Below are 3,030 nucleotides of genomic sequence, written 5' to 3'. Positions count from 1 at the left end.
CCTGATCGAGAAGCGCTTCCCCGGCGAGCAGCAGAAGACGGGGCGGCAGATCACCTTCTCCACCGACCTCATCTACGACGTGCTGCGCAAGCACGAGCCCGACCACCTCCTGCTGCGCTGTGCGCGGGCGGATGCGGCGAGCGGCCTCATCGACGTGGCGCGGCTGGGTGACATGCTGGCGCGCATCTAGGGTCGCATCCGCCACGCGCCGCTGGACCACCTTTCGCCGTTCTCGGTGCCGATCCTGTTGGAGATCGGCAAGGAACGCTCGCCCGGCCAGGCCGGAGAGATGATCCTGGCCGAGGCGGAAGCCGATCTCATCGCCGAGGCCACCCAGTGAACGACGTGAGCGTGTCCGCCTTCGCCTATGCCTTCGCCGCCGCGGCGTGCGGAGGGCTGCGGACGACCGTGCGGGGCGTCGACGTGACGATGCGGGCGTCCGGCGCGCTGTGGGTCGAGAGCGAGCAGGCGCTGGTGGTGGCGGACCTCCACCTGGAGAAGGGCTCGAGCTACGCCGCGCGCGGCCAGATGCTGCCGCCCTACGACACGCGCGAGACGCTGCGGCGGCTGGCGGCCGAGGTGGCGGCGACGACGCCGCGCGTGGTCGTGCTGCTGGGCGACACCTTCCACGACCGCAAGGCCGAGGGCCGGCTGGCGGCGGACGACGCGGCGCGGCTTCGCACGCTGGCCGAAGGCCGCACGCTGGTGTGGGTGGTCGGCAACCACGACGCCGACGGGCCGCAGGCGCTGCCGGGCGAGACGGCGGACGAGCTGTCGCTGGCAGGGCTTGTCCTGCGCCACGAGCCGCAGGCGGGCCCGCAAGCCGGCGAGCTGGCGGGCCACCTGCACCCGGCGGCCAAGGTGAAGGCCCCGCGCGGGACCATCCGGCGCCGCTGCTTCGTCACCGACGGCGAGCGGGCGATCCTGCCGGCGTTCGGGGCCTACGCCGGCGGCCTGAACGTGCGCGACGCCGCCTTCGCCGGCATGTTCGTGCGCCCGCCCCTGGCCGGGGCGCTGGGGCCGCAGAAGGTGCGGGCGATCGGATGGCGGCAACTGACGGAGGACTGAGTCCTCCCCTTCCCGCCTGCGCGACAGGCAGCGGAAGTTAACGCTTCTTCGCAATCTCCCGTTAGGACTCCCCGGGCAGCCTGGGGTTTATGAAACGTAAACAGCCCTGGCAGGAGTGGCTCGCGCAGAGCAACGCCGAGATCGCCGCGGCGTGGATGGAGGCGTGGTGGCTGGACGGCCGCAGCCACGTCGAGACCGACAGGGTGCCGCGCCAGATGCGGCGCGAGATCGAGCAGTTGCACTTCGCGGTGATGGACCTCGTGGCGAACGAGCCGATGCGGGCGCTGGAGGTGGCGTTCATCGTCGCGCGCACCGCCGAGCATCCCGCCATGGTCGCCGACGTGGTCGTGGGCGTGGTCGAGGACGTGACGGCGGCGGACCCGACGCTGTGGGACACCGTGGCGCTGGAGGCGGCGGCGAACCGGCGGCTGCTGTACGGCATCGGGCTGGTCTGGGGCGCGAGCGTGCCGGTCCCGTTGCGCGACGCGCTGCGCCGGCTGGCGCGGCCGGAGGAACCGCCGGGCGCAGCGCCGCCGCCCGATGCGGTCCGCGGCCCCGAGGGCGAGCCGCCGCAGCCGCCCGCGGCTTGACAGGCGGTGCGGGCGAGGCTCGCATCGCCGCGTCGTGACGGGCGGGGTGTGGGCGTGAACCGAAGACTGCTGGGCGTGGCCGCGGGGCTGCTGATCGCGGGGCCTGCCGCGGCCGACGTGGTGCTCTATCGCAACGCCACGCTGATCGACGGCGCGGGGACGCCGGGACGGCCCGGCATGTCGGTGCTGGTGGACGGCGAGCGGATCAGGGAGGTCCTGCCGGACGGGCGGCTGGCGGCGCCGGCAGGCGCGCGCGTCGTGGACCTCTCCGGCAAGTTCCTGACGCCCGGCCTGATCGACAGCCACGAGCACCTGGCGACGCCGCCGAACCGGCGGCAGGCCGAGGCGAGCCTGCGGCGAGACCTCTATGGCGGCGTGACGGCGGTGCGCGACATGGCCGACGACCTGCGCAGCGTCGCCGAACTCACGCGCGCCAGCCGCAGGGGCGAGATCGCCGCGCCCGACATCTACTATGCGGCGCTGATGGCGGGGCCGTCGTTCTTCGCCGACCCGCGGACGATCGCGGTGAGCTACGGCTACACGCCCGGCAAGACGCCGTGGATGCAGTCTATCGACGGGAAGACCGACCTGCGCGAGGCGGTGACCCTGGCGCGCGGGACCTCGGCCACGGCGATCAAGATCTACGCGAACCTGCCCGCCGGCCTGGTGAGGAAGATCGCCGCCGAGGCGCACCGGCAGGGGATCCGGGTGTGGGCGCACACGGCGGTCTATCCGGCCACGCCCGGAGAGGTGGCGGCGGCGAAGCCCGACGTGATGAGCCACGCCTGCTCGCTGGCGCACGAGGCGGCGGGCACGCCGGCGAGCTATCAGACCCGCACGCCGATCGAGGCGGCGCCCTTCCTGGCCGGCGACAACCCGGCCGTGGAGAAGGTGGTGCGCCGGATGGCGGCCGACGGGATCATGCTGGACGCGACCACCAGCATCTACGGCAACCTGTCGGCGGAGGCGGCGAAGCATCCGGGCGCGCGCAAACCGCTGTGCAGCGGCGAACTCTCGGACGCCCTGGTTCGGCAGGCGTGGAAGGCCGGCGTCGAGATCTCGGCCGGCACCGACTGGGTCGCGCCATGGGACGAGCCCTGGCCAACGCTGTTCCAGGAGATGGCGGCGCTGGTGAAACTGGGCATGACGCCGGCGCAGGTGATCCGGGCCGCGACCCTGAACGGCGCGCGGGCGGCGGGCCAGGACGCGGACATGGGCGTGGTGCAGGCCGGGAAGCTGGCCAACCTGGCGGTCTTCGCGCGCGACCCCGGCGCCGACATCGCCAACCTGAAGAGCCTGGAGCTGACCGTGAAGCGCGGCCGCGAGTACCGTCGCGCCGACTTCAGGCCGCTGACCAAGGACGAGATGGAGG

At 73.3% G+C, this 3,030-nt stretch carries 3 protein-coding genes and 1 pseudogene; all 4 read left to right on the top strand.

Translation table 11 applies throughout. From position 1 onward, the window contains the following. Positions 1–340: pseudogene (locus JNL41_RS12885) on the top strand (DNA ligase-associated DEXH box helicase); the annotation flags it as partial. Further along, positions 337–1,068 carry a ligase-associated DNA damage response endonuclease PdeM gene (gene pdeM / locus JNL41_RS12880; RefSeq protein WP_293475524.1) on the top strand — a complete coding sequence of 244 codons (732 nt, stop codon included), beginning with the start codon at positions 337–339 and terminating at the stop codon, positions 1,066–1,068. The pseudogene JNL41_RS12885 and the gene pdeM, both read left to right, overlap by 4 nt. An 89-nt stretch (positions 1,069–1,157) precedes the next feature. Further along, positions 1,158–1,658 (top strand): hypothetical protein, encoded by a 501-nt coding sequence (locus JNL41_RS12875; RefSeq protein WP_293475522.1) that lies wholly within the window; start codon positions 1,158–1,160, stop codon positions 1,656–1,658. A 54-nt stretch (positions 1,659–1,712) separates the two neighbouring features. Continuing rightward, the coding region (locus JNL41_RS12870) for an amidohydrolase family protein (RefSeq protein ID WP_293475520.1) at positions 1,713–3,030 on the top strand (1,318 nt) is incomplete at its 3' end.

Origin of the sequence: Phenylobacterium sp. (genome assembly GCF_016793285.1) — a bacterium.
Lineage (GTDB): Bacteria > Pseudomonadota > Alphaproteobacteria > Caulobacterales > Caulobacteraceae > Phenylobacterium.
Note: the sequence above shows the minus strand (reverse complement) of the source record. Positions and strands in the feature narration are given on the sequence as shown.

Bases quoted from the DNA above. Each gene is read 5' to 3' on its own strand.
- JNL41_RS12875 (WP_293475522.1), top strand. From the start codon at position 1,158: ATGAAACGTAAACAGCCCTGGCAGGAGTGGCTCGCGCAGAGCAACGCC.